Below are 24467 nucleotides of genomic sequence, written 5' to 3'. Positions count from 1 at the left end.
AGGCGCCTGCGTGCGTTATATCGATGTAAAAGATTTGACCTTTTATTATGATGATGAGCCCGTCTTGGAAGACATTTCTTACTTTGTTGAAGACGGCGAATTCGTGATTTTGACCGGCGAAAATGGGGCGGCAAAATCTACTTTGATCAAAGCAACCCTTGGTTTGTTGAAACCTTCTAAAGGAGCAGTCACCTTGGCGACCAAGAATGCAGCTGGTGAAAAATTAAGCATCGGCTACATTCCTCAGCAGATTGCTTCCTTTAACGTCGGGTTCCCCAGCACCGTTTTGGAATTGGTCCAATCAGGCCGCTACCCAAGAGATCGTTGGTTCAAGCGACTGACGAAACGAGACCATGAACATGTCCGCCGTGCATTAGATGCCGTCGGGATGTGGGACGTGCGTCATAAACGGATCGGTGAGTTGTCCGGTGGCCAAAAACAGCGGATCAGCTTGGCACGGGTCTTTGCCACGGATCCTGATTTATTTATTTTAGATGAACCGACTACGGGGATGGATGAACAATCCCGCAATCTGTTTTATGAACTGCTGCGGCACAATGCTCATGACCACGGCAAGTCGATTTTGATGATCACTCATGATCACGAAGATATCAAAGAATACGCGGACCGTCAGATCCGTTTAGTGCGGAAGGAGGATTCACCATGGCGCTGCTTTCATATGAATTCATGAGAAGAGCTTTTCTTGCGGCGATTTTTATTGCTGGTATCGCACCAATGCTGGGGGTCTTTCTGGTGATTCGACGACAGTCATTGATGGCTGATACGCTGTCCCATGTCTCTTTAGCAGGGGTGGCACTAGGCTTCTTTCTAAATCTAAATCCGAGTTTGACGACGCTATTGATCGTAGTCATTGCCGCAATCATTTTGGAATACTTGCGAACACTGTACCGCAGTTATTCAGAGATTTCGATCGCCATTTTGATGTCCGGCGGTTTAGCGTTAGCCCTCGTCTTGATGAACCTTAGCGGGGGGAACTCCGCAACGAGTATCCAATCGTATTTGTTTGGGTCGATCGTTACGATCACACAAGAGCAAGTTTGGATCTTAGGCTTTTTGTTTTTAGTCGTTTTTGCTTTATTTTTCTTATTCAAACGGCCCATGTACATTTTGACCTTTGATGAAGATACCGCTCATGTCGATGGCTTGCCTGTGCGAGTGATGTCGATGCTCTTTAATGTCTTGACGGGGGTGGCAATCGCCATGATGATCCCGATTGCGGGTGCATTGCTGATCTCTGCGATCATGGTTTTACCAGCTGCCATCAGTATGCGTTTAGGCAAAAGCTTCAACGCGGTGATTTTGATCAGTGTCGTGATCGGCATGATTGGGATGATGTCTGGTTTGACCAGTTCCTTTTATTTGGACACACCACCGGGAGCGACGATTACGCTGGTTTTTATCGCTCTTTTCTTAGTAATCAATTTGATCAAACGCATCGTGATCCTCGTGCAACGAAAACAACGCCTCAAATAAAGGGCTTTATGAAAAAGAAACGAAGAATTTTCGTTTCTTTTTTTTAAACTCTAATCAAAACCGAACGATATAAGCAATATTTCAGATAATGCTCGCATTTATCCCGAAAAAGCCTTATAATAAGGCGAATAAACTAAAGGAGTTGTCCGGTGTGAAAATACGTCGAAGTGAACGACTGATCGATATGACACATTACTTGTTGAATCATCCCCATGAATTGATTTCATTGTCCTTCTTTTCTAAACGATATGCCTCTGCAAAATCATCGATTAGCGAAGATTTATCTATTATCAAAAAGACCTTTAAAGAACGAGGAACAGGCATTCTTGATACCGTGCCAGGCGCTGCTGGCGGTGTTTTTTTTGTGCCTGAAATTTCTGAAGAAGAAGCGTATGCGTACGTCGAAGGGCTGGCAAAACGCTTGTCTGAGCAAGACCGTTTGTTGCCTGGCGGCTATGTCTATCTATCTGACTTATTGGGCGAACCGGAATTGCTGCGCCAAGTCGGCCGCATCATCGCTTCCAAATATTTAGGCGAACAAATCGATGCGGTGATGACCGTTGCTACTAAAGGAGTGCCGATCGCTCAAGCAGTCTCTTACTACTTGAATGTTCCCTTCGTGATCGTGCGTCGTGATTCCAAGATCACTGAAGGCTCGACCGTGAGTGTCAATTATGTCTCTGGTTCTTCAGAGCGGATCGAAAAAATGGAATTATCCAAACGCAGCTTAAAGCGCGGCTCTAGAGTATTGGTGGTCGATGACTTTATGAAAGGCGGCGGCACGGTCAATGGGATGAAGAGCTTGATTGAAGAATTTGAAGCCGAATTAGTCGGTATTACGGTTTTTGCCGAAACGAAATTCAAAGGCAAGCGGGCCATCAGCGATTACAGCTCTCTGCTGTATGTTGAAGATGTCGATACCCAGACCAAAACGATCTCGGTAGTACCGGGAAATTATTTTGAGAAAAAAGCCTGATTTTTGTGGCTCTTAGACTGGCGCAAGCAGCTGTTTTTCGAACGGCGGCTGCCAGTCTTTTTTTGATTGGTCTAGGTGGGGATTCCTTAAATCGTTGAAATTTACAAGTACTTGGGCTAAACTGTTTATAGGAAATTCAATGAACAAAAATCGTTCAGATTGATAGGAGTGGAATACGTGGACGCACGTTTTGCAATAATTTTAGCGGCTGGAAAAGGCACGCGCATGAAATCGAAGTTATATAAAGTGTTACATCCGGTTTGCGGTAAGCCAATGGTGGAGTACATCATGAACCGAGTGGTGGAAACAAATCCTGAAGAGATCGTGACGATCGTTGGTCACGGGGCGGAAATGGTCAAGGAGCAACTGGGGGATCGCACCAATTACGCCTTACAAGCCGAACAATTAGGTACCGGTCACGCTGTCGTTCAAGCCGAATCATTTTTAAAGGGCAAAAAAGGCACGACCTTAGTAATTAGTGGGGATACGCCGTTATTGACGACGGAAACCTTGAATAACTTGTTCGATTACCATCAAGGGAAAAATGCATCGGCAACGATCTTGACGGCACAAGCGGCAGACCCAACGGGCTATGGCCGGATCGTACGGGATCATGTCGGCATCGTGGAAAAAATCGTCGAGCAAAAAGATGCGTCGACCGAAGAAGCACTGATCCAAGAAATCAATACAGGCACGTATTGCTTTGACAATGAATTGTTATTTGACGCCTTGGCAAAATTAGATACGGACAATGCCCAAGGGGAGTACTACTTGACTGATATTATCGAGATCTTAAAGGAAGACGGCAAAATCATCGCTGCTTATCAAACCGAAGATTTCCATGAATCTTTAGGAGTCAACGACCGCATCGCCTTAGCCGAAGCCAATCGCTTGATGCGCCAGCGGATCAACCGTCAACACATGCAAAACGGCGTGACCTTGATCGACCCGGCGACGACTTATATCGACGAAGGCGTTGTGATTGGTTCAGATACCTTGATCGAAGCCGGTGTGATCATCAAAGGGCAGACGACGATCGGAGAAGACTGTGTCATTACGGCAGCTTCTGAAATTGAAGACAGCAAGATCGGCAACCAAGTGACGATCAAGGCATCGACGATCGAGGAGAGCATCATTCATGATGGCGCCGATGTCGGTCCCAATGCCCACCTTCGCCCCAATGCGGAAATTTTGGCCCATGCCCATATCGGTAACTTTGTGGAAATCAAAAATGCGACAATTGGTGAAGGCACCAAAGTCGGACACTTGTCCTATGTCGGTGATGCAACCTTAGGCAAAAACATCAATGTCGGCTGCGGTGTAGTCTTTGTTAATTATGACGGCAAGAGCAAATTCAAAACGACTGTCGGGGACAATTGCTTTATCGGCTCCGGGTCTAATCTGGTTGCGCCCTTGACCATCGAAGAGGAAACGATGATCGCTGCTGGCTCAACGATCACCAAAGATGTTCCTAAACACAGTATGGCGATTGCCCGCGCCCGTCAGGAAAATAAAGCGGATTACGCGAAAAAGTTACCTTATCTAAATTAGAAATAGCGAAATGACTTGATTTCTTAAGGAAAAATGACTACTATTTATTAGGAAGAAGATTCTAGTAAAAAGGAGTCATTTTTTTCTAGATGAACGCAAAGAAAGTGGAGGTTCTCATGTCAAATCATTATTTTGATCCAAGATTGAAGATTTTTTCTCTGAACTCAAATCGTCCTTTGGCGGAAAAAATCGCAGCTGCAGTAGGTGTTGAATTAGGTAAGTGTTCAGTCAAACAATTTAGCGATGGTGAAATCCAAGTGAATATTGAAGAAAGTATTCGTGGTGCCCACGTCTACGTGATTCAATCAACCAGCAGCCCTGTAAACGATAACCTAATGGAATTGCTGATCATGATCGATGCTTTGAAGCGCGCCAGTGCGAAGACGATCAATGTAGTAATGCCTTATTATGGTTATGCAAGACAAGACCGCAAAGCGCGATCAAGAGAACCAATCACCGCAAAACTTGTAGCAAACATGATCGAAAAAGCCGGTGCGAACCGTATGGTTACACTGGATTTGCATGCTTCACAGATTCAAGGGTTCTTTGATATCCCAGTTGACCACTTGATGGGTGCACCATTGATCGCCAACTACTTCTTGGAAAGAGGCATTCAAGGCGATGACGTCGTAGTCGTTTCACCAGACCACGGTGGCGTGACTCGTGCCCGCAAATTAGCTGAGTTTCTTAAGTCACCAATCGCGATCATCGACAAACGTCGTCCGAAAGCCAACGTAGCGGAAGTCATGAATATCATTGGTCATGTTGAAGGCAAAACTTGTGTCTTGATCGACGATATGATCGATACTGCTGGTACCATCACATTGGCTGCGAATGCGTTGAAACAAGCAGGTGCCAAAAGTGTTTACGCCTCATGTACTCACCCTGTCTTGTCAGGACCTGCCTTGGAACGAATCGAAGATTCGGCCATTGAGCATCTAGTTGTGACAGATTCGATTTACTTGCCAGAAGACCGTAAGTCGAAAAAAATCGATGAGATCAGTGTTGGTGCCTTGATGGGCGAAGCGATCAAACGAATCCATGAGAACAAACCAGTAAGTCCACTGTTTGAATCAAAATTATCAATTTAATCGTGCCTCATAAGCATGAGAACAACAGCCAATGGTCGGTCTTTAACCGCTCATTGGTTGTTTTTTTCTGAGGAGTTTCAGGATGTTTTTAGAAAAAACGATCGCAGTCATGTTTCTTTTCACCAATTTATGGTATTCTTGAAAGTGACTTGCGAAACGCAAGCACAAAATAAAATAGAATCTAATCACAAAGGGGAGTCTGCAAAGGCTGAGAATGAGAGTACTCTAAACCCTTCGTACCTGTTTCGATCATGCGAACGTAGGAATTGTGACGAGTTGAAGTGTCTAACACTTCTCCTTTGTGAATTGTGATGATTCTAAAGGAGGAGTTTTTTTTGAAACGAAAAATGTCGCTGCAAGTGTGGACGGAAGGAACGATGATTGCTGCGATCGGGGTCGTCTTGTCGTATATCCCGATCCAGACAGCCAATTCCAGTATCGACTTGTCTCTAGGGCTCGTGCCCTTGGTCTTGTATTCGTATCGTCGCGGGGTGCTGCCGGGAATGACGGCGGGATTTATGTGGGGCTTGCTGAATATTTTGATTGGTAGCGCCATGCGTAACTTTATCACCGTTCCACAGATCATCTTTGAATACCCCTTTGCCTTTGCTTTTGGCGGGATGGGCGGCTTGTTTGCTAATAAAATCCAGCAAGCGATCCGTCAAAACAGCAAAACCGTTACGTGGTATGTCGTCTTAGGGGGCATCGTGGCGGTGATTAGCCGTTGGTTTTGGCATTATTGGGCAGGGGTTTTTGTCTGGGGAATGTACGCACCAGAAGGACAAAGCCCGTATCTGTATTCCTTGATCTTCAATGGAACATCGGTCATCATCAATATCGTTTATGTGGGCGTTGTATTAGGTCTCTTAGTCAAGGCAGCCCCGAAATTATTTGTGCCTAAAGCTTAGTTTTAGAAATGGAACCATGAAAAAATGTCTTGATGCTCTTTGAAAAAGAGAAGCATCAAGACATTTTTTTGTCGAAAAAGCCAAAAGCCAAATCTTCTTGATCAATTTCCAACGACCAGTTTTTTTTGCTGGCTGAGTAGCGCAAAACTGCAATTTGATCTAACTCTTTTTGATTGACCAATGCGCTTTTCAAGCCAGCATCTTCTGACAGATAGATTGGGATCGTATAAGTTTTATCGATCAGTTGTTCTTGTGTCAGACAGAAGACGATGCCTTCTTGCATGATTCCCCGCAACTCTTTCAGCAAATTAAAATCGAGTTTTTCCACCGGTGTTGCTTTTTTAAAAAAGGAGAGGCGATCATTGATTTTTTCTAAGACGATGCGGGTGATCCGATCCGCCAAGATCCGGTAATACTCATCTAAGTAACGATAATAAACGCGGGAACGTGCATCTTTTAAGTCAAAGAAAACAAAGTTATTTTGCAGTTTGTAAAAGAAAGGGGAGTGGAGGTGTGTCTTCATGTGGCCAAAATATAACAATTCGGAGATCTCTAAAGGCGTCAATTCTTTGACCATCTCGTAATCATTAAAATCGATCCACTTCATTTCTTCGGCAATGCGACCTTTGTTGATTTGCTGAAAAAACAGTTGGACATCTTCCATTCCGCGTATCACTTTTAAGCCCGTATGACCGTCGAATTCACCGAAATCACTGGAAGGATCAAGCAAGAGCAAATTCTTGGGCTGATGGACGATGCTCTTGTTAAAATCTTGGGGGGCAAGCCCGCGGGTCAAGACGGCATTGCTGGTTGTATCAATATGTACGTAAATCGTGTTAGACATGCCGATCGATCCCTCCTATATACTAAGTTCATTCTACAACAAAGCGCTGAAAATTGCTTGTATCTTTTCGTTTAAAGTTATATTACAAAATAACAGAAAAAACAATTTTTAAGTTCCCTTTTTCGACAAAAAAAGGCAAATCTTGTCTTTTCGTAAAAAAACTGGCCAAAATTGGCGTCTTTATGAGGATTTTGGTATGATAAAAGAAGAAACTAATGGAGACGAGAACCTATGAGAAAAAAGAAAAGCAGACTTTCGAATTGGCTGAGCAATCTCTTTTTGCTTGTGCTGTTATTGATTGGTTTAGCCTTGATTTTTAATAATCAAATCAAAAATTATTTTATTAAACAAACAGGTGAAGCATACGCAGTCGGCACCATTGATCGTAGTGAGGTCGAAAAAAATATGGAAGCGGAAGCGACCTTTGATTTTGATGCCGTGGAGCCGGCAAGTTCAGAAGCAGTCTTACGGGCGCAGCTGAGCAACAAAGCTTTGCCAGTGATCGGCGGCGTGGCGGTTCCCAGTGTTGGGATCAATCTGCCGATTTTTAAAGGCTTGGCCAACGAGGCCTTGCTGTATGGTGCTGGTACGTTAAGTCCCACCCAAAAAATGGGGGAAGGCAATTACGCGTTAGCTAGCCATCGCGCTCAATCGCCAGAGCTTTTGTTTACGCCATTGGATGATGTCGCGATCGGGGCGGCTATCTATGTGACCGATCTGGAAAATATTTACACGTATACTGCGACTTCTTCTGTGCGGGTCGACCCGACCGATGTTTATTTGCTTGACGAAGTAGAAGGCCGCAAAATGATCACGCTGATCACCTGTGGGGAAATGGGCGGTGTCACCCGTCGTGTGATCCAAGGTGATCTGGAATCTGTAACGCCTGTCGACGAAGCAACGGATGAGATGTTGGCAGCATTCAACATGGCACAACGAACATTTTAATCAAAAGAATAGCTCGAGTGGTACGGCAGATGGCGTGTCATTCGTCTATTCTTTTTTGCATAAGGAGGCGTCTTGATGAAAGTGAAAAAACTGACTTCGATCGATTTTCTTGCACAAAGGGCAGGGTTTCAAGAAAGCCGACTGGTCTTTTCCTTTTTTGAGTCGCACTCAAAAGCGCGACGAGCATTTCTTGCCGACATGGCGCAGCAGGGCTGGCAGATCGACAGCCGTTATGGCCGCTTTTACCTTGCCGGGCAGTTTGATTTTGACCAAAAGACACTGACTATCACCAATCTGCTGGTGGAAGCGGCCGCCGAGTTTACTTGGAAACAACTGCTGGCCGTGACAGAAAGCTTCGCCCGCAGTCGCTTTGTAGCAGCCGTCTTGTGGCAGCTTCCTCATCGGCCCCCCTTGGCGGAGTGGTTTATCCAGCAAGGGTATCAGGTGGTCCCTCAAGGGTATCAAAGAGCGCTAGCTTATCAGACGGCGCTGGTTTTAGGCGGTGGCGGTGCTCATGGGGCGTATCAAATCGGGGTTTGGCAAGCGCTGCAAGAACGGGGCATCACCTTTGAATGGATCACGGGAACTTCCGTCGGTGCGTTGAATGGTGCCTTGATTTTAATGAACGATGTTGAAGCGGCCGTCGATTTATGGGCAAATATCTCCAGCGAGCAAGTATTGCACTATCCGCTTGCTTCGGTACGAGCCCAAACACTGCGGGATTTGATGAATCAAGCCAACTCGCTGGTCCGTGAGGCGGTCAAAAGCAACGGCGCCAGTACCGAACCCTTGGCAAAGCTTTTGCAAAAGACCTTTGATCAAGAAAAATTCAGCCAAACTGCTTGTCGTTTGCTGATCTGTACGACTCGTCTGCCAGATTTCAAGGAGACGGTTTATGCCTTTGATCCATCAGCAGTAGAAGAAAACCTGCATTGGTTATTGGCATCAGCCTCATTTTATCCAGCGATGCAGGCGCAAAAAATCAATGATGCCTATTATATCGATGGCGGCTATCGCAATAACCTGCCCATCGATGTCGCTCTACAGCAAGGGGCAACGGAATGTATCACCGTGGATGTCCAAGGACCCGGCATCAATAAAAGGACGGTTTTGACGGAAGAAACTGCGCAACTTTCGTTAGGGTCTCCTTGGTCCTTAGGCAGCTTTTTGGTTTTTGATGCCCAGCGTTCGCTGGATAATATGACCTTGGGCTATTTGGAAACCTTGAAAGTGTTCGGCAAATACCAAGGCCATTGGTATACCTTTGAAAAGACGGTTGATTTTCAGCCGTTATGGCGGGGCTTTTTGAAAGAGCTACGCCAGACAGACCCGTTGCTTTATCAGGAACTAAAGAAAAAAGAATTTTGGAAAAAAATGCGTAAATTCTATCAACAGGATGTGCCATTTGAGCAGTGGGGGCGTATACTGATAGAGTGTACCGCGAAAGTATTGTATCTAGCGCCTACGGTGATTTATGAGCAGGAAACGATTCTAACGGCTTTAGCTGAGAAAATTGCGCTAAAGGCAGTGGAAGAAGCCGATGCCTGGTCGATCACAGAGTGGCTGAGTTATTATCGCGACCGTTTTTTTGTCTTGTCCGAGCAAAACCGCTTTTTCTTTTTTTATCGGACGCAGCAATTGAATCTGCCCGCCATTCAGCAGATTCGCCGGCGTTACCCGCTGACTGCTTTGATGGCAGCGTATAGTCACTATCTTTTGAAAGGAGCAGAAAATGGATAAATTTTCGTATGAAATCGTCGAAGAGATCGCCGTGCTTTCGGAAAATCAAAGAGGCTGGCGCAAAGAATTGAATTTGGTGAGCTGGAATGGGCGTCCGCCAAAATTTGATCTGAGAGATTGGGGTCCAGAGCACGAGAAGATGGGCAAAGGCGTGACCTTATCCAATGAAGAATTTGCAGAACTTAAAAAAGCCCTGCTTTCCATGTAAGAAAGCAAAATGGTAAGGAGTGATCAAATGAAAAGTATGACTGGTTTTGGCAAAGGCAGTGCAGAAACGCCAGATGTGCAGATCGAAATTGAGATCAAAAGTGTCAATCAGCGCTTTTTGGACCTGCAGCTGCGAATGCCCAAACAATTGAATCCTCTAGAAGGTGCTTTACGGCAGTCGATCAAGCAGACCCTCCAGCGGGGGCGGATCGAACTGTATGTGACGTTAAAAGAAAAAACCGCAAATACGAAACAGATCGAGATCCAATGGGACTTGCTGGAACGTTTCATGCAGGAGATCGATACCGAAGCCAAAGACCGTTTTGACCTAGCAGAGCTGCCAAAAGCAGCATTGCTGGAACAATTCCTGCTCCATGAGGCTTTTCTAACGATCTCTGATCAAGAGCCAGAAGAAAGCACCTTAGCCGATGGCGTGATGGAAGCATTAGACCAAGCGTTGGCAGCGATCGACCAAAGCCGCTGGGTGGAAGGGCAAGGCATTCTGCAGATCTTACAAGAAAACCAGCGACAGCTGCAGGAAAAGCTGACAGAACTCAAACAATTCGTGGCCCTCTATGAGGCGGACTACCAAGAACGCTTTGAAAAGAAACTGACTGCTTATTTAGGGGAAGAAGTCGATCGCGATCGTTTACTGACAGAGTTGGCGATTTTATTAGAACGCGGCGATATCCACGAAGAACTGGATCGTTTAAGTATCCATTTAACGACGATGACGGAGCTGCTGGCAGCTGAGACGCCGATAGGTCGAGAGCTGGATTTCTTGATCCAAGAGATGAACCGAGAAGTCAATACGATTGGCTCAAAATCAAGTCCGATCCAAATCAAAAACAGTGTCGTCCAAATGAAGACGATCATTGAGAAAATCAGAGAACAAGTTCAAAACATCGAGTAGGAGGAATGAACCAATGAAATATTACGATATCACCTTTCACGAACTGAGCGGAAAAAATGTCATCAAGCGCAGTATTCCCTCTGATAAAGAGAATTTCTCTGCGTGGGAAGATGCCTGCGTAGCCATCGAGCCGGATTTTCTTCATCTACTAGTTGATGGCGTAGCTGTTTCTTTAAATCGTCGGTACATCGTACGTATCGATTGCCAAGAAGTGACGGATCCGACCGAAAAAGCGATCACTGCCAAAGACGAATTAGCAGGGGTCATCAATACCTTAAGCAACATGGGCTTTTAAGAAAGCAGCCGAAGTGTAGACTAGCAATTTCATGAAATTCCCATTATAATAAAGTAGTTCTTGAAAGTTGCTGAAAAAAAGTGCAAAATAGACGTTAAGCAAATGTCAGTGAAAGGACGTCATTATGTCAGAGCGAGGATTACTTATAGTTTTATCAGGACCTTCCGGAGTAGGGAAAGGGACCGTGCGCAAAGCAATTTTTGAGAGTGACGACAACGATTTTCAATATTCCGTTTCAATGACCACTCGTCAAAAACGCGAGGGGGAAGTGGAAGGGGTCGATTACTATTTCCGCACGCGGGAAGAATTTGAAGCCTTGATCGAAGCCGGTGAAATGCTGGAATACGCCGAATATGTCGGCAATTATTATGGCACCCCATTATCTTATGTCCAACAAACACTGGATCAAGGAAAAGATGTATTTTTAGAGATCGAAGTGCAAGGGGCAAAACAAGTAAAAGACAAAGTTCCCGATGGTGTGTTTATTTTTCTGACGCCACCTGATCTGGCAGAATTACGCTCTCGTATTACAGGAAGAGGAACCGACTCTGCCGAAGTGATCGATGAACGGATGCGTGTCGCCCGTGAAGAAATCGAAATGATGGCTTTGTATGATTATGCCGTTGTCAATGATGAAGTACCTAAGGCAGTCCAACGAATTCGCGAAATTATTTCGAGTGAACATTTTCGCGTTGACCGAGTGATCGGAACCTATATCAAAATGTTAGAGGAGCTGTAAGAAATATGATGTTAAAACCTTCAATCGATTCTTTGTTGGATCGTGTCAACTCAAAATATTCATTAGTGATCTTAGCAAGCAAACGGGCGCATGAACTTGATGCCGGTGCGCAAGCAACATTAGAAAACTTTGATTCAGTGAAAAGCGTGGGTCAAGCGCTTGAAGAAATCGAAGCGGAATTAGTCGTTAATGATCCGCATCCGGAAATCAAACGGGCCCGTTTGAAAATGGAACAAGAAGAGCGCAAAGCGCAAAAAGACCAAGAACAAAAAGAATTAGAAGCGCGTATCCGCGACGAACAAAAGCTATAGACAAAAGCAAGCTAGAGCACGCCTGTGTTCTGGCTTTTTCTTTTGAATGGCGATGGTTAAATTTTTGTAAGGGGTACAGACAAACCCCAGCCCATTTAGTAAAATAGAACCTAAAAGGAGGAGAAGAGATGGCGTACATAGCAGAAGTGATCGTGGATGTTCCCACGATGCAGACCGATCAGCCTTTTACTTATCTGATCCCATCAGAATTACAAGCCGCCATTGAGACAGGAATGCGGATCGAAGTGCCATTTGGCAAAGGCGACCGCCATATCCAAGGGTTCGTCGTCGGGCTTTCAGAAGTTGCCGAACCGCAACAGACCTTAAAACCAATCGTTCGTTTGTTGGATTTGTCGCCTGTCGTCAATGAAGAACTTCTCCAATTAGCCGACTACATGAAGGAAACGACCTTTGCCTTTAAGATTACTTGCTTGCAGACGATGCTGCCTAGTGTGATGAAAGCCGAGTACCAAAAGCAGATCGTTTTACTCGAAGGAAATCATCCCATCAAAGAATATTTTCCCGAAGACGGCATCCTCAGCTGGCAAGCCGCCGAAAGTGCAGGGCTGCTGCCGCAGTTGAAGCCTTTGCGGGAAGCCGCAGTAGTTGAACTGCAGTACCTCGTGAAAAATAAAAACAAAGCGAAAATGACCCGTTATATTGAACGTAAGATCGAGCCAGCAGAAATCCCCGCCGTTCAGCAACAGCTGCGCAAAGGGGCCAACCGCAAGCTGGAAATCTTACAGATTTTGACAGAGGAAGCCCGCTTGCCGGTTTCCTTTTTTACCGAACAAGGGATTTCCACCGCGGCTTTGAACCAAGCACAAGAAGCTGGCTGGCTGACTTTTACGGAAGTTGAAGCCTACCGTGATCCTTACAAAGACCGTCAATTTCAAAAAACGGTCCCCCTTGAATTAAATGAAGAACAGGCAGCTGCAGTAGCGCAAATCACTGCTTGTGCGGATAACCAAGAGGCGCAGACTTTTTTACTGGAAGGGATCACCGGCAGTGGAAAAACAGAAGTCTATCTGCAAGCGATCGCCCAATTGCTGAAACAAGGCAAAACTGCGATCATGCTCGTACCGGAGATCGCTTTGACCCCGCAAATGGTCGAACGCTTTAAAAGCCGTCTCGGCGACGCAGTGGCTGTTTTACACAGCGGCTTGTCCCAAGGTGAAAAATACGATGAATGGCGTAAGATCGAACGTGGGGAGGCGCAGGTGGTGGTTGGCGCCCGCTCGGCGATTTTTGCTCCGTTGAAAAACATCGGGGTCATCATCGTCGATGAGGAGCACGAAGCTTCCTACAAGCAAGATGAAGCCCCTCGTTACCATGCGAGAGATTTAGCGATTTGGCGCAGCCAGTACCATCACTGTCCAGTGGTGTTAGGCAGTGCGACGCCGTCATTAGAATCTCGTGCTCGGGCCCAAAAAGAAGTCTACCGCTTATTGAAATTGAATCAGCGGGCAAAAACCAGTGCGCAATTACCGCAGATCGAAGTCGTGGATATGCGTACCGAATTTGCCAATAAAAAGTATCAAACTTTTTCTCGTCCGTTACAGGAAAAAATCACAGACCGCTTGGCCCGGAAAGAACAGATCGTCTTGCTGCTGAATCGGCGCGGCTACTCTTCCTTCGTGATGTGCCGCGATTGTGGGTATGTTTTGCCTTGCCCAAATTGCGACATCTCCTTGACGCTCCATATGGATACCAAAACGATGCGCTGTCATTATTGCGGACATGAAGAACACATCCCCCATCGTTGCCCCAACTGTAATGCAGACAAGATTCGTTATTACGGAACGGGCACGCAAAAAGTGGAAGAAGAGTTGAAGGAACTGTTTCCCGAAGCGCGGGTTTTACGGATGGATGTCGATACCACCCGCAAAAAAGGCGCCCACGAAAAAATCTTGACCTTGTTTGGGGAGAAAAAAGCGGATATTTTGTTGGGGACCCAAATGATCGCCAAAGGCTTGGATTTCCCTGATATCACACTGGTAGGGGTCTTGAATGCCGATACCGCCTTGAACTTGCCAGATTTTCGTTCGAGTGAACGGACGTTCCAGCTGCTGACTCAGGTCAGTGGTCGGGCAGGTCGGGCGGAAAAAACCGGCGAAGTGGTGATCCAAACATTCAACCCTGAGCATTATGCCATCCAGTTGGCGCAGTCGCAAGACTACGAAGATTTCTATCAAAAAGAGATGTGGATGCGGCACCAAAGCGGTTATCCACCGTATTATTTCACCGTCAAAATCACCTGCAGCCATCCCGAAGAGCAAGTCGCCGCTCAGAAGATGTTTGCGATCGCGCGGGATCTGCAGCAGGAGCTGTCACCGCGAAGTATTTTGTTGGGGCCGGCACCAAGTGCGATTTTGCGGGTGAAAAACCGTTATTACTACCAATTGATCATTAAATACAAAAATGAACCGCAGCTACCTGCTTTGTTGACCCGTCTGTTGGATCAAAGTCAAATCGATCAGCGCAAAGGATTGTACGTATCGATTGACCAAGAGCCGTTGAATTTTATTTAGAGGAGAAAATATGCGTTATCCTATTATTATCACCCCCGATGAACGCCTTCGTCGGCAAGCAAAACCCGTCAAAGTAATTACCGATGAGCTCGTTCAGCTACTAGACGACCTTTATGAAACGATGGTCGCCCATGACGGGATCGGTATTGCCGCACCGCAAGTCGGCAAAAACCTGCAAGTGGCGATCGTGGAAGTCGAAGAAGACGATCGCTTTGAAATGATCAACCCTGAGATCATCGCTTCTTCTGGTGAATCCCTTGATGTGGAAGGCTGCTTGAGTATTCCCCACACCTTTGGGACCGTCAAACGAGCAGACGAGATCACTGTCCGCTATTTCGATCGAGAAGGAGAAGAAATGGAAGTGGAAGCATTCGGCTACTTGGCGCGTGCGATGCAGCATGAGATCGATCATTTAAATGGCGTGCTGTTTGTCGACAAGCTCGTCGAACGCATTCCTGAAGAAGACTTAGAAAAGTATATGGAGGAACATGAAAATGACTAAAATCGTCTTTATGGGTACCCCGGCGTTTTCCGTCCCAATTTTAGAAGGCTTGCTTGAAGCCGGCTATGAAGTGGCAGCAGTCGTGACACAGCCGGATCGTCCCGTCGGTCGCAAAAAAACCATCACTCCGACACCCGTCAAAGAAGCGGCGTTGAAGCATGGCTTGTTGGTTTTACAACCAGAAAAAATCAGTGGGTCACCAGAAATGGAGCAGATTCAAGCTTTAGCACCTGATCTGCTGATCACGGCAGCTTTCGGCCAATTTTTACCTAGTGCTTTACTAGAAGTACCGAAGTATGGCGCTATCAACGTTCATGCGTCCCTACTACCGAAATATCGGGGCGGAGCACCTGTGCATTATGCCATCATGGAAGGCGAGCAAGAAACGGGTGTAACCATCATGGAAATGATCAAAAAAATGGATGCTGGCGGTATTTTTGCTCAAGCTCATTTGCCCATCACGGCACAAGATGATGTGGGGACGATGTTTGATAAGTTGAGCCTATTAGGCAAAGACTTGCTGCTGGAAACTGTGCCGAAAATCTTGTCAGGAGAGTTGCAGCCGGTTCCGCAAGAAGAAGCGAAAGTAACCTTCTCGCCGAATATCAGCCGTGAACAAGAAGCCATTGACTGGCAGAAAACGGCGGTGCAAATCGATGCCCAAGTCCGAGGCATGCGGCCATGGCCGATCGCCTTTACGACACAAAACGGCAACCGCTGGAAGCTTTGGCAAGTAACACCGCTGGAGCAAACGACGACAGCCCAGCCAGGAACGATCATTGAACGGACGAAAAAAACGTTGCTGATCGCTTGTGGGGAAGGCACGGTATTGGCTATCGATGAATTGCAGCCAGCTGGAAAAGGCCGACAAGACATTGCCGCATTCTTAAACGGCAGTGGGCAACAGATTCAAAAAGGGGATCAGGTAGGTACCTATGAAGCGTAATCTTGGAGACATACAATATACAGTGCGTTTTGTGGCACTAGAAGCGTTGTTGCGAATCGAAAAAGGCGGTGCTTATTCCAATCTACTGCTGCGGGAATTGATGAATCAAGGGCGTTTAAATGACAAGGACGGTCGCTTACTGACTGAATTGGTGTACGGCACCATCAGTCGTCAGCTTTTATTGGATTATTATTTGGACCGGTTTATTAAAAATGCCCGCAAGGTCGACCCGTGGGTCAAAACGCTGCTGCGGCTTTCCTTGTATCAGATGCTGTATCTCGATAAAGTACCCGCCCATGCCATCATTCATGAAGCCGTGGATATTGCGAAAGCCAAAGGCAATCCGGGGACTGGTAAATTCGTCAATGGCGTGCTGCGCACGATCCAACGACAAGGAGTGCCAGACTTGGCATTGATCAAAGACCCAATGGAACGTTTAGCAACGGAAATCAGCCTGCCCTTATGGCTAACGAAGAAACTAGTCAAACAAATTGGGATCGAAGAAACCAGTGAGCTAGGCTATGCCTTATTTGAACCCAATCATGCCAGTGGTCGTATCGATCTGCAGCGCATCTCGCAAGCAACAGCGATCGAACGGCTGCAAGAAGAAGGCATTGACGCACGACCAAGTGAGCTTTCCCCCTATGGGGTTGTGGCTGACAAAGGCTTTATGGCGGGCTCTTCCCTCTACAAAGAAGGCTTACTGACGATCCAAGATGAAAGTTCGATGCTGGTTGCCCCCGTTTTACAAGTAGCCCGGGACCATCAAGTATTGGATGCGTGCGCCGCACCAGGAGGAAAAACGACCCATATCGCTGCCTTCTTGTCTGCCGCAGAGGGCGGCAAAGTGACAGCACTGGATATCCATGCCCATAAAGTTAAGCTGATTCAGCAAAATGCCCAACGTTTAGGCGTAGAAGCAGTTTTGGAAACCCGCGTGATGGATGCCCGAGAGACGGCTCAAACCTTTGCCCCCGAACAATTTGATCGCATCTTAGTGGATGCCCCTTGTTCTGGATTAGGGTTGATGCGCCGTAAGCCGGACATCAAATACAGCAAGACGGAGGCCGATTTCCAACGCTTGCCGCAGATTCAGCGAGAGATTTTGGAAAGTGCCGCCCCAACCTTGAAAAAATCGGGTATAATGGTCTACAGCACATGTACGATTCTAGAGGAAGAAAATCAACAAGTCGTGGCAGCGTTTCTGGCTGACCATCCTGAATTTGAGCAAATGCCTCTTGCGGTAGGACCGCTGGCAGCCGAAGCTGTTCAAGAGGATATGTTGACGATCTATCCGCAAGATTTTATGACAGATGGCTTTTTTATCAGTTGTCTACGCAAAAAGTAACGAGGTGAAAGAAATTGGAGATTCGTTTTCAAACAGATGTCGGCAAACGTCGCAACACAAACCAAGATTTTGCAGCAACCTATGTAAATAAAGCCAATGTGACATTGGCCTTGCTTGCCGATGGCATGGGGGGCCACCGGGCCGGAGATGTCGCTAGCCGTCAAGCAGTCAGTGAGATCGGCACCGCTTGGGAACAGACAGAGCTGACAGACAGTGAAAAAACTGCCCAATGGCTGATCCAAAAAATCCAAGCAGAAAGCCAAGTGATTTTCCAAAAAGGACAAGAACAAGAAGAACTTAGCGGCATGGGCACCACGATCATTGCTGTGGCCTTATTAGGCGACCAGTTTACGATTGCCAATGTCGGGGACAGCCGTGCCTATCTTTTACGCAATCAAGTGCTGACCCAAATCACAGAGGACCATTCACTGGTCAATGAATTGGTGAAGTCAGGACAAATCACAGCAGAAATGGCCTTGAATCATCCTCGCAAAAACGTTTTGACCCGCTCGATCGGCATGCCAAGCGAAGTCGAAGTCGATGTGGCGATCCACTTTATTGCAGACGGGGATTATTTGCTGCTGTGTTCAGACGGATTGACCAACATGGTCTCAGATGAAGAGATCACAGCAACGATCCAAGAAACCCCTGTGCTGGAAGAAGCAGTGCAATCATTGATCGATCAAGCCAACGAACGCGGCGGTGTCGACAATATCACGGTATTATTGATTAAAGTTGGAGGAGAGCGCCCATGATCGAAATTGGGAAGAAGATAAACGGCCGATACAAAATCATCGGCAATATCGGCAGCGGCGGAATGGCAAATGTGTTTTTGGCGCATGACTTGATCTTAGACCGTGAAGTGGCAATCAAAGTGCTTCGTTTTGACTTCCAAAACGACCAAAGTGCGATTCGGCGCTTTCAACGAGAAGCATTGGCGGCGACTGAGCTGGTTCATCCCAACATCGTAACCGTTTATGATGTCGGCGAAGAAGACGGCATGCAGTTTTTGGTGATGGAATATGTCAAAGGGATGGATCTCAAGCGCTATATCCAAACGCACTATCCAGTACCTTATTTGCAGATCGTTGATATCATCCAACAAATCTTATCAGCGGTAGCGCTGGCCCATCAACACCGCATCATTCACCGGGACCTCAAGCCCCAGAATGTGCTGATCAATGAAGACGGCGTGGTGAAAATCACCGATTTTGGGATCGCGATCGCCCTATCAGAAACATCGATCACCCAAACCAACTCGATGCTAGGCTCGGTGCATTATCTTTCACCAGAACAAGCACGAGGCAGTATGGCGACCAATCAATCAGATATTTATGCGATTGGGATCATTCTCTATGAAATTTTAACCGGCAAAGTACCTTTTGATGGCGAATCAGCCGTAACGATCGCCCTGAAACATTTCCAAGATGAGATCCCTTCGATTCGGATCTATGACAAAAATGTTCCGCAATCACTGGAAAACGTCGTATTGAAGGCGACCGCCAAAGAACCGGCGGATCGGTACAAAACTGCCGATGAAATGCGAGCGGATCTTGATACTGTATTGTCACCTGATCGACTCAATGAACCGAGATGGGAACCTCATGCCCTGATGGATGAAACGAGAGTGCTGACCCCTGTAGAAGCAGCCCAAGTTGAAACGCCGCCAGTGGAAGAACCCGTGGCAGAAACGGCTGCGGATCAAGCCGAAGAATCAGCGAAACCGAAAAAGAAAAAACGCAAACGCTGGCTGCTGCTGCCGGTCATTATGGTGATCGCACTGCTAGGCATAGGCAGTTATTTCCTATTCGGCGGTGGTCGGGGGGATGTAGCGATTCCTGAAGTCAACGGCCAGACAGAAGCGGCCGCCCGGGCCGAACTGGAAGCCGCTGGCTTACAAGTGGCAGACGAGGTAGAAGAAATCGAAGACGATGAAGTCGAAGCAGGCAATGTCGTCAAGACCGATCCGCCAGAAGGCAATGAAGTCAAAAAGAATTCCGTCGTGACCCTCTACATCAGTAGCGGAACCAAGAAAATCACCCTTGATGACTATGAAGGTCGCTCCTTTGATGATGTCAAAAAAGAGTTGATCGATTTGGGCTTTGATGAAGACAGAATCAAAGAAGAGCTAGAGTCGTCAGATGATGTCGATGAAGGGGATATTATCAGTCAATCACCAGCAGCAGGGCGGGAAGTTTCCCCAGCAGAAGACGAAATCACCTTTAAGGTCAGCTCCGGACCAGATAGCTTCGCAATGGACAACTATTATGGCATGACAGAGGCAGATGCACGAGCAGCATTGACTTCTCGTGGTGTCGACCGATCACAGATCGAAGTGAACTATCAATCTAGCAGTCAACCATCAGGCACGATCATCGCCCAAGCACCCGCAACAGGTGAAACGGTGGTGACTTCCCAAACGACCATCACTTTGACGGTCAGCAGTGGGCAGGAAATGGTCAATGTACCAAGAATCGTTGGGAAAAGCCAAGCCGATGCAGAAGCAGACTTGAATGAAGCGGGATTGGACTCAACTTTTGAGGAAGAGGACGGCTATAATGACTCGGTACCAGCTGGACATGTTGTCCGTGTCTCTCCAGGTGCTGGAACCTCCGTCGAAGTTGGCTCCACTGTAACGGTCACGATCTCTAGAGGACCTGAACCAGATGATTCGTCCTCATCGACGCCAAGCAGTAGTTCAGATGATTCCTCTGATTCAAGCGCTACGAGTGAAAGTAGCTCAGAAAGTGATTAGAAACTAGCTAAAATCAAATACTTTAACCAAGCAGCCTACGGGGACCAAAGAATTTTCTTTTTGTTCCCCGTCCAGCTGCTTGTTTTTGTTTCTAAACCTTATAGTGAGACACAGGTGTCTTTAAAATTTCCTTTAGACCTTCCTTTTGTGCAAGCGTACATCTTTCCAAGGATTCAAAAATTGGGTATAATGAAGGTCAGAATTAGTCAAGGGAGGGAATGAATTGAGTCATCACAATACTTCCGATTTGATTGAAGCATATTTGAAGAAAATTCTTGAAGATAGTGAAACCATTGAGATTCGTCGCGCGGAAATGGCAAATTTGTTCAACTGCGTGCCCTCACAAATAAACTACGTGATCAATACCCGCTTCACCGTTCAAAGAGGCTATGCGGTTGAAAGCAAACGCGGCGGGGGCGGCTATATTCGGATCGAAAAAGTCAAAATCACGGACAGCCACCACTACTTAAAAGAAATGAATCAACTATTCGATGAAACCATCTCGGAAAAAGATGCGTATGCAATAATCCAGAAACTTTATGAGGAAGGAATCCTGTCCAAGCGAGAAGGCAACTTATTATTGACCGTCATCGCGAAAGCAGTTCTAGGACGTTCTCCTTATGAAAATAGAACACGAGCTGATTTGCTCCATGCAATTCTAGAACGATTAAGTTACGAAGACAGGAAGTGAAAGAGATGGATGAATTATTCACCCAACGCGCGAAAGCCGTTTTGGCTATCGCCCAAGAAGAAGCAAAATACTTTAAGCACCAAGCAGTAGGTTCTGAACATATTCTATTGGCATTGGTCATTGAACAAAACGGGATTGCCGGCAAAACCTTGCGGGAAATGAATATCACAGAAAATGATATTCGTGAAGAAATCGAACATTTAACAGGGTATGGCACTGTCCGTCAATACCCAGAAAACGCCTATCTCGCGTATTCACCACGAGCAAAACATACATTTGCTTATGCAGGGGATGAAGCCAAACGCTTAGGGGCACCACAAATCGGTACTGAACATCTATTATTAGGCTTATTAAGAGATGAAGACATTTTGGCTTCTCGAATCATGCTGAATCTCGGCTTGAGTCTCGCGAAAATGCGTCAGCTTTTGAAGAAAAAAATGGGCTTCAATGAAAGCAAAACGAACGGAAGTGCTGGTCGTCGTCGTCCAGCCCAAGCCAAAGCGCAGCAAGGAACACCAACCTTGGATTCCTTAGCCCGTGATTTGACCAAATTAGCCCGTGAAAAACGGTTGGATCCTGTTGTCGGTCGTGCCAAAGAAGTCAAACGCCTGATCCAGATCCTTAGCCGTCGGACCAAAAACAACCCTGTTCTCGTGGGGGAACCTGGTGTTGGGAAAACCGCGATCGCCGAAGGCTTAGCCCAAAAAATCATCAATGGCGAAGTCCCAGAAGACATGCAAAACAAACGCTTGATGATGCTGGACATGGGGGCTTTAGTTGCCGGAACGAAATACCGGGGCGAATTTGAAGACCGAATGAAAAAAATCATTGATGAGATCTATCAAGATGGTCAAATCATCTTATTCATTGATGAATTGCATACACTAATTGGGGCCGGCGGAGCAGAAGGGGCGATTGATGCCTCGAATATTCTGAAACCAGCCTTAGCCCGTGGGGAATTGCAAACCATCGGTGCCACAACACTAGATGAGTACCAAAAATACATTGAAAAAGATTCTGCGTTAGAACGCCGTTTTGCCCGGGTGCAAGTCGACGAACCGACACCAGAAGAAGCGGAAGAAATTTTACGGGGCTTGCGTCCTCGTTATGAAGAACATCATGGGGTGGAAATTTCTGATGATGCGTTACACGCCGCTGTGCAACTGTCCGTGCGTTACATCAATTCGCGCCAATTACCAGATAAAGCCATCGATTTGATGGATGAATCAGCTGCCAAAGTGCGTTTAGACAAAACCGATGAAAGTTCAGAATTGGCAGATCTGCAAAACGAGATCGCCAACTTGATCGAAGAAAAAGAAGCCGCTATTCGTCAGCAAGATTTTGAAGCAGCAGCTCGTTTACGGATCAAGGAAAAGAAATTGACCCAACAGCTGACGGAAGTAGCGTTTATGGAAGTCAAAGAAGCATCAGGCTATGCCGATAGTGTTACTGCAGAAGATGTTGCCACGGTCGTTTCCCAATGGACCGGCGTACCTTTGCAGCAGATGGAGAAAAAAGAAAGCGAACGCTTGTTGGATCTTGAAAAGATCTTGCATCAACGGGTAGTTGGCCAAGAAGAAGCAGTCAAGGCAGTCGCTCGTTCGATCCGCCGCGCCCGCAGTGGGTTGAAAGATCCGAACCGTCCAATTGGTTCCTTCATGTTCTTAGGCCCGACCGGTGTCGGGAAAACCGAGCTTGCCAAAGCCTTAGCAGAAGCGATGTTTGGTAGTGAAGATGCCTTGGTTCGTGTCGATATGTCCGAATTTATGGAAAAATACAGCACGAGCCGTTTGATCGGTTCACCGCCAGGCTATGTCGGCTACGATGAAGGTGGGCAATTGACGGAAAAAATCCGTTCAAAACCATACTCCGTCATCTTATTGGACGAGGTGGAAAAAGCCCATCCCGATGTCTTCAATATCCTCTTGCAAGTGCTGGATGATGGCCATTTGACGGATGCCAAAGGTCGGAAGGTCGATTTCCGCAACACGATTTTGATCATGACCTCTAATATCGGTGCCCAACAAATCCGCGAAGAAAAAAGCGTTGGGTTTAATGTCACTGATTTAACGAAAGATCACCAAGCGATGCAAAAACGGATATTAGAAGAGCTAAAAAAAGCCTTCCGTCCAGAGTTCTTGAACCGTGTGGATGAAACAGTAGTCTTCCAATCCTTAGGTGAAGGGGAGATCCACGAGATCGTGAAGATCATGAGCAAAGCGATCATCAAACGATTAGGCAACCAAGACATCCAATTGAAGATCACGCCATCTGCCATTGATGTGATCGGTAAAGCTGGTTTTGATCCAGAATATGGGGCACGGCCGATTCGTCGGGCCTTGCAAAAAGAAGTCGAAGACCGTTTAAGTGAAGCACTCCTATCAGGACAAATTCATTTAGGTGACAAAGTAACGATCGGTGCTTCCAAAGGATCGATCACCCTCAATGTCAAAGAAGGACAAGCACGGGTCTTGCAACAAGTTTAAGTCGAGCCAATAACGGCAGTGGCGTTTCTATGGTCGAGCAATCGGCATCCATAGGAACGCCGCTTTTTTGTCTTGTTATGTCTAGTAGTGATCAAGAAGTCTCCACTGGTTATGATTGATGATTCACAAAAAAATATCCTTCTAAATAGCTTTATGACAACGGTTGATTAATGATCAAAGCGCTATTCGTGAAAAAAAGAGTAACGAGACCTCTTGGAAAGAATCCTGCTGTGTGATACTATGAATGAGTTGAAAAAAGGAGGAGTATTATGGTTGAGATTATCGCCACGGTGGAATCGATCGAGCAAGCACAGCAGCTGATCCCTTATGTTGATACATTGTTTTTTGGAGAAGAGACATTTGGGCTGCGCCTACCGGCCTCTTTTTCTCGTGAAGAGCAAATCAGACTGATCGACATGGCCCACGAAGCTGGAAAGAAAGTGACGATCGCGGTCAATGGCATCATGCACCCAGAAAAAATGAAGCTGATTCCAGAATACCTAGCATTTCTGAAGACCAATCAAGCCGATCAAATCGCTCTCGGAGATCCTGGGATCATTTACCGCATGAAGCAAAATCCAGAATGTGCCTTGCCATTTATCTATGCAGGGGAAACCTTAGTAACAAGCGCTCGTCAAATCAATTTTTGGGGACAAAAAGGGGCAAGGGCAGCCGTTTTAGCGCGAGAAGTTCCTTTCGAGGAAATGAAAATCATGGCCCCGCAACTAAATATTCCTGTGGAAGTATTGGTTTATGGTGCGACCTGCATTCACCAATCGAAGCGTCCGCTTTTACAAAATTATTATAACTATACCCAACAATCGGAAGAAAAGAACCACGATCGTGGGTTGTTTTTATCCGAACCGAAAAAAGAAGAAACCCACTATTCCATTTATGAAGATAGCCACGGTACGCACATTTTTGCCAATAACGACATTAATTTGCTGCTGCAGCTGGCGGAATTAGCCGAAACAGGCTTTCAAACCTGGAAGTTGGACGGAATCTATACACGAGGGGCAGCCTTTGTGGCAATTGCTAAACTGTTTGCCCAAGCCAAGACCCTTGTAGAAAGTGGGGAGTGGCAAGCAGAGCAAGCTGCTGTGCTCAGTGAACAAGTTGCCCAACTTCATCCGGCAGAACGTGGGTTAGACACTGGATTTTATGCCATCGATCCTGACGATATCAAGTAAG

General features: G+C 46.5%; 23 protein-coding genes and 1 riboswitch. Of the genes, 22 read left to right on the top strand and 1 reads right to left on the bottom strand.

All coding sequences use genetic code 11. The features are described from left to right. Positions 1 to 10 precede the first annotated feature (10 nt). The 6 genes from IGJ74_RS17800 to thiT all read left to right on the top strand — a co-directional run bounded on the left by IGJ74_RS17800 (position 11) and on the right by thiT (position 6020). A complete protein-coding gene (locus tag IGJ74_RS17800; protein ID WP_005232967.1) occupies positions 11 to 691 on the top strand; it encodes a metal ABC transporter ATP-binding protein in 681 nt (226 codons plus the stop codon). Next, on the top strand, positions 664 to 1494 hold the full coding sequence (locus tag IGJ74_RS17795; protein WP_005230272.1) for a metal ABC transporter permease: 831 nt from the start codon (positions 664 to 666) through the stop codon (positions 1492 to 1494). The genes IGJ74_RS17800 and IGJ74_RS17795 overlap by 28 nt, the downstream gene beginning before the upstream one ends. A gap of 151 nt (positions 1495 to 1645) precedes the next feature. Further along, positions 1646 to 2470 (top strand): pur operon repressor, encoded by an 825-nt coding sequence (gene purR, locus IGJ74_RS17790; RefSeq protein ID WP_008381701.1) that lies wholly within the window; start codon positions 1646 to 1648, stop codon positions 2468 to 2470. Between the two features lie 177 nt (positions 2471 to 2647). After that, positions 2648 to 4021 (top strand): bifunctional UDP-N-acetylglucosamine diphosphorylase/glucosamine-1-phosphate N-acetyltransferase GlmU, encoded by a 1374-nt coding sequence (gene glmU, locus IGJ74_RS17785; protein ID WP_087664445.1) that lies wholly within the window; start codon positions 2648 to 2650, stop codon positions 4019 to 4021. A gap of 116 nt (positions 4022 to 4137) precedes the next feature. Further along, positions 4138 to 5112 (top strand): ribose-phosphate diphosphokinase, encoded by a 975-nt coding sequence (locus IGJ74_RS17780; RefSeq protein ID WP_008381705.1) that lies wholly within the window; start codon positions 4138 to 4140, stop codon positions 5110 to 5112. A 181-nt stretch (positions 5113 to 5293) separates the two neighbouring features. Beyond that, a riboswitch (TPP riboswitch) is annotated at positions 5294 to 5395 on the top strand. Between the two features lie 52 nt (positions 5396 to 5447). After that, a complete protein-coding gene (gene thiT, locus IGJ74_RS17775; protein ID WP_008381706.1) occupies positions 5448 to 6020 on the top strand; it encodes an energy-coupled thiamine transporter ThiT in 573 nt (190 codons plus the stop codon). Positions 6021 to 6075: 55 nt separating this feature from the next. Here thiT and IGJ74_RS17770 read toward each other — a convergent pair whose 3' ends face one another. Further along, positions 6076 to 6864, bottom strand: coding sequence for a hypothetical protein (locus IGJ74_RS17770; RefSeq protein ID WP_086332813.1), 789 nt, complete (start codon positions 6862 to 6864; stop codon positions 6076 to 6078). A 231-nt stretch (positions 6865 to 7095) separates the two neighbouring features. On the opposite strand from IGJ74_RS17770, the gene IGJ74_RS17765 reads away from it, so the two are divergent. The 16 genes from IGJ74_RS17765 to IGJ74_RS17690 all read left to right on the top strand — a co-directional run bounded on the left by IGJ74_RS17765 (position 7096) and on the right by IGJ74_RS17690 (position 24466). After that, positions 7096 to 7812 carry a class A sortase gene (locus IGJ74_RS17765; RefSeq protein WP_005232974.1) on the top strand — a complete coding sequence of 239 codons (717 nt, stop codon included), beginning with the start codon at positions 7096 to 7098 and terminating at the stop codon, positions 7810 to 7812. A 75-nt stretch (positions 7813 to 7887) separates the two neighbouring features. Further along, positions 7888 to 9552 (top strand): patatin-like phospholipase family protein, encoded by a 1665-nt coding sequence (locus IGJ74_RS17760; protein ID WP_087664446.1) that lies wholly within the window; start codon positions 7888 to 7890, stop codon positions 9550 to 9552. Next, the gene (locus tag IGJ74_RS17755) at positions 9545 to 9760 is read left to right on the top strand and encodes a YdbC family protein (RefSeq protein WP_005230288.1); all 216 of its coding nucleotides are present in this window, start codon (positions 9545 to 9547) and stop codon (positions 9758 to 9760) included. The genes IGJ74_RS17760 and IGJ74_RS17755 overlap by 8 nt, the downstream gene beginning before the upstream one ends. A gap of 27 nt (positions 9761 to 9787) precedes the next feature. Further along, positions 9788 to 10672, top strand: a complete 885-nt coding sequence (locus IGJ74_RS17750; RefSeq protein ID WP_016608348.1) for a YicC/YloC family endoribonuclease — start codon at positions 9788 to 9790, stop codon at positions 10670 to 10672. A 13-nt stretch (positions 10673 to 10685) separates the two neighbouring features. Continuing rightward, entirely contained in the window at positions 10686 to 10967 is a 282-nt protein-coding gene (locus tag IGJ74_RS17745; protein WP_005230307.1) for a hypothetical protein, read from the top strand. Between the two features lie 124 nt (positions 10968 to 11091). Next, entirely contained in the window at positions 11092 to 11706 is a 615-nt protein-coding gene (gene gmk / locus IGJ74_RS17740; RefSeq protein WP_005230308.1) for a guanylate kinase, read from the top strand. Between the two features lie 5 nt (positions 11707 to 11711). Beyond that, the gene (gene rpoZ, locus IGJ74_RS17735) at positions 11712 to 12017 is read left to right on the top strand and encodes a DNA-directed RNA polymerase subunit omega (protein WP_005232977.1); all 306 of its coding nucleotides are present in this window, start codon (positions 11712 to 11714) and stop codon (positions 12015 to 12017) included. A 128-nt stretch (positions 12018 to 12145) separates the two neighbouring features. Next, positions 12146 to 14548 carry a primosomal protein N' gene (priA, locus tag IGJ74_RS17730; protein WP_218193380.1) on the top strand — a complete coding sequence of 801 codons (2403 nt, stop codon included), beginning with the start codon at positions 12146 to 12148 and terminating at the stop codon, positions 14546 to 14548. 10 nt (positions 14549 to 14558) lie between these two features. Beyond that, the gene (gene def, locus IGJ74_RS17725) at positions 14559 to 15050 is read left to right on the top strand and encodes a peptide deformylase (protein WP_005230314.1); all 492 of its coding nucleotides are present in this window, start codon (positions 14559 to 14561) and stop codon (positions 15048 to 15050) included. Then, the gene (fmt, locus tag IGJ74_RS17720) at positions 15043 to 15996 is read left to right on the top strand and encodes a methionyl-tRNA formyltransferase (protein WP_086332809.1); all 954 of its coding nucleotides are present in this window, start codon (positions 15043 to 15045) and stop codon (positions 15994 to 15996) included. Before def ends, fmt begins: the two co-directional genes overlap by 8 nt. Beyond that, entirely contained in the window at positions 15986 to 17344 is a 1359-nt protein-coding gene (gene rsmB, locus IGJ74_RS17715) for a 16S rRNA (cytosine(967)-C(5))-methyltransferase RsmB (protein ID WP_087664448.1), read from the top strand. The genes fmt and rsmB overlap by 11 nt, the downstream gene beginning before the upstream one ends. 14 nt (positions 17345 to 17358) lie before the next feature. After that, a complete protein-coding gene (locus IGJ74_RS17710; protein WP_005230317.1) occupies positions 17359 to 18099 on the top strand; it encodes a Stp1/IreP family PP2C-type Ser/Thr phosphatase in 741 nt (246 codons plus the stop codon). Continuing rightward, positions 18096 to 20099 carry a Stk1 family PASTA domain-containing Ser/Thr kinase gene (gene pknB, locus IGJ74_RS17705; RefSeq protein ID WP_005232981.1) on the top strand — a complete coding sequence of 668 codons (2004 nt, stop codon included), beginning with the start codon at positions 18096 to 18098 and terminating at the stop codon, positions 20097 to 20099. Before IGJ74_RS17710 ends, pknB begins: the two co-directional genes overlap by 4 nt. Before the next feature lie 223 nt (positions 20100 to 20322). Beyond that, the gene (locus IGJ74_RS17700; protein ID WP_005230319.1) at positions 20323 to 20790 is read left to right on the top strand and encodes a CtsR family transcriptional regulator; all 468 of its coding nucleotides are present in this window, start codon (positions 20323 to 20325) and stop codon (positions 20788 to 20790) included. Between the two features lie 5 nt (positions 20791 to 20795). Beyond that, positions 20796 to 23276: an ATP-dependent Clp protease ATP-binding subunit gene (locus IGJ74_RS17695; RefSeq protein WP_008381720.1), complete on the top strand. Its 2481-nt coding sequence runs from the start codon at positions 20796 to 20798 to the stop codon at positions 23274 to 23276. A gap of 269 nt (positions 23277 to 23545) precedes the next feature. Next, complete coding sequence (locus IGJ74_RS17690) at positions 23546 to 24466, top strand: peptidase U32 family protein (protein ID WP_086298904.1); 921 nt, start codon at positions 23546 to 23548, stop codon at positions 24464 to 24466. The last annotated feature ends 1 nt before the right edge of the window (position 24467 follow it).

The sequence above is a fragment of the Enterococcus sp. AZ009 genome (assembly GCF_050548785.1).
GTDB lineage: Bacteria > Bacillota > Bacilli > Lactobacillales > Enterococcaceae > Enterococcus_D > Enterococcus_D entomosocium.
This window is presented reverse-complemented; position numbering and strand designations above follow the sequence as displayed.

Bases quoted from the DNA above. Each gene is read 5' to 3' on its own strand.
- IGJ74_RS17795 (WP_005230272.1), top strand. From the start codon at position 664: ATGGCGCTGCTTTCATATGAATTCATGAGAAGAGCTTTTCTTGCGGCG.
- IGJ74_RS17780 (WP_008381705.1), top strand. From the start codon at position 4,138: ATGTCAAATCATTATTTTGATCCAAGATTGAAGATTTTTTCTCTGAAC.
- IGJ74_RS17770 (WP_086332813.1), bottom strand. From the start codon at position 6,864: ATGTCTAACACGATTTACGTACATATTGATACAACCAGCAATGCCGTC.
- IGJ74_RS17765 (WP_005232974.1), top strand. From the start codon at position 7,096: ATGAGAAAAAAGAAAAGCAGACTTTCGAATTGGCTGAGCAATCTCTTT.
- IGJ74_RS17760 (WP_087664446.1), top strand. From the start codon at position 7,888: ATGAAAGTGAAAAAACTGACTTCGATCGATTTTCTTGCACAAAGGGCA.
- IGJ74_RS17755 (WP_005230288.1), top strand. From the start codon at position 9,545: ATGGATAAATTTTCGTATGAAATCGTCGAAGAGATCGCCGTGCTTTCG.
- IGJ74_RS17750 (WP_016608348.1), top strand. From the start codon at position 9,788: ATGAAAAGTATGACTGGTTTTGGCAAAGGCAGTGCAGAAACGCCAGAT.
- IGJ74_RS17745 (WP_005230307.1), top strand. From the start codon at position 10,686: ATGAAATATTACGATATCACCTTTCACGAACTGAGCGGAAAAAATGTC.
- gmk (WP_005230308.1), top strand. From the start codon at position 11,092: ATGTCAGAGCGAGGATTACTTATAGTTTTATCAGGACCTTCCGGAGTA.
- rpoZ (WP_005232977.1), top strand. From the start codon at position 11,712: ATGATGTTAAAACCTTCAATCGATTCTTTGTTGGATCGTGTCAACTCA.
- priA (WP_218193380.1), top strand. From the start codon at position 12,146: ATGGCGTACATAGCAGAAGTGATCGTGGATGTTCCCACGATGCAGACC.
- def (WP_005230314.1), top strand. From the start codon at position 14,559: ATGCGTTATCCTATTATTATCACCCCCGATGAACGCCTTCGTCGGCAA.
- fmt (WP_086332809.1), top strand. From the start codon at position 15,043: ATGACTAAAATCGTCTTTATGGGTACCCCGGCGTTTTCCGTCCCAATT.
- rsmB (WP_087664448.1), top strand. From the start codon at position 15,986: ATGAAGCGTAATCTTGGAGACATACAATATACAGTGCGTTTTGTGGCA.
- pknB (WP_005232981.1), top strand. From the start codon at position 18,096: ATGATCGAAATTGGGAAGAAGATAAACGGCCGATACAAAATCATCGGC.
- IGJ74_RS17695 (WP_008381720.1), top strand. From the start codon at position 20,796: ATGGATGAATTATTCACCCAACGCGCGAAAGCCGTTTTGGCTATCGCC.
- IGJ74_RS17690 (WP_086298904.1), top strand. From the start codon at position 23,546: ATGGTTGAGATTATCGCCACGGTGGAATCGATCGAGCAAGCACAGCAG.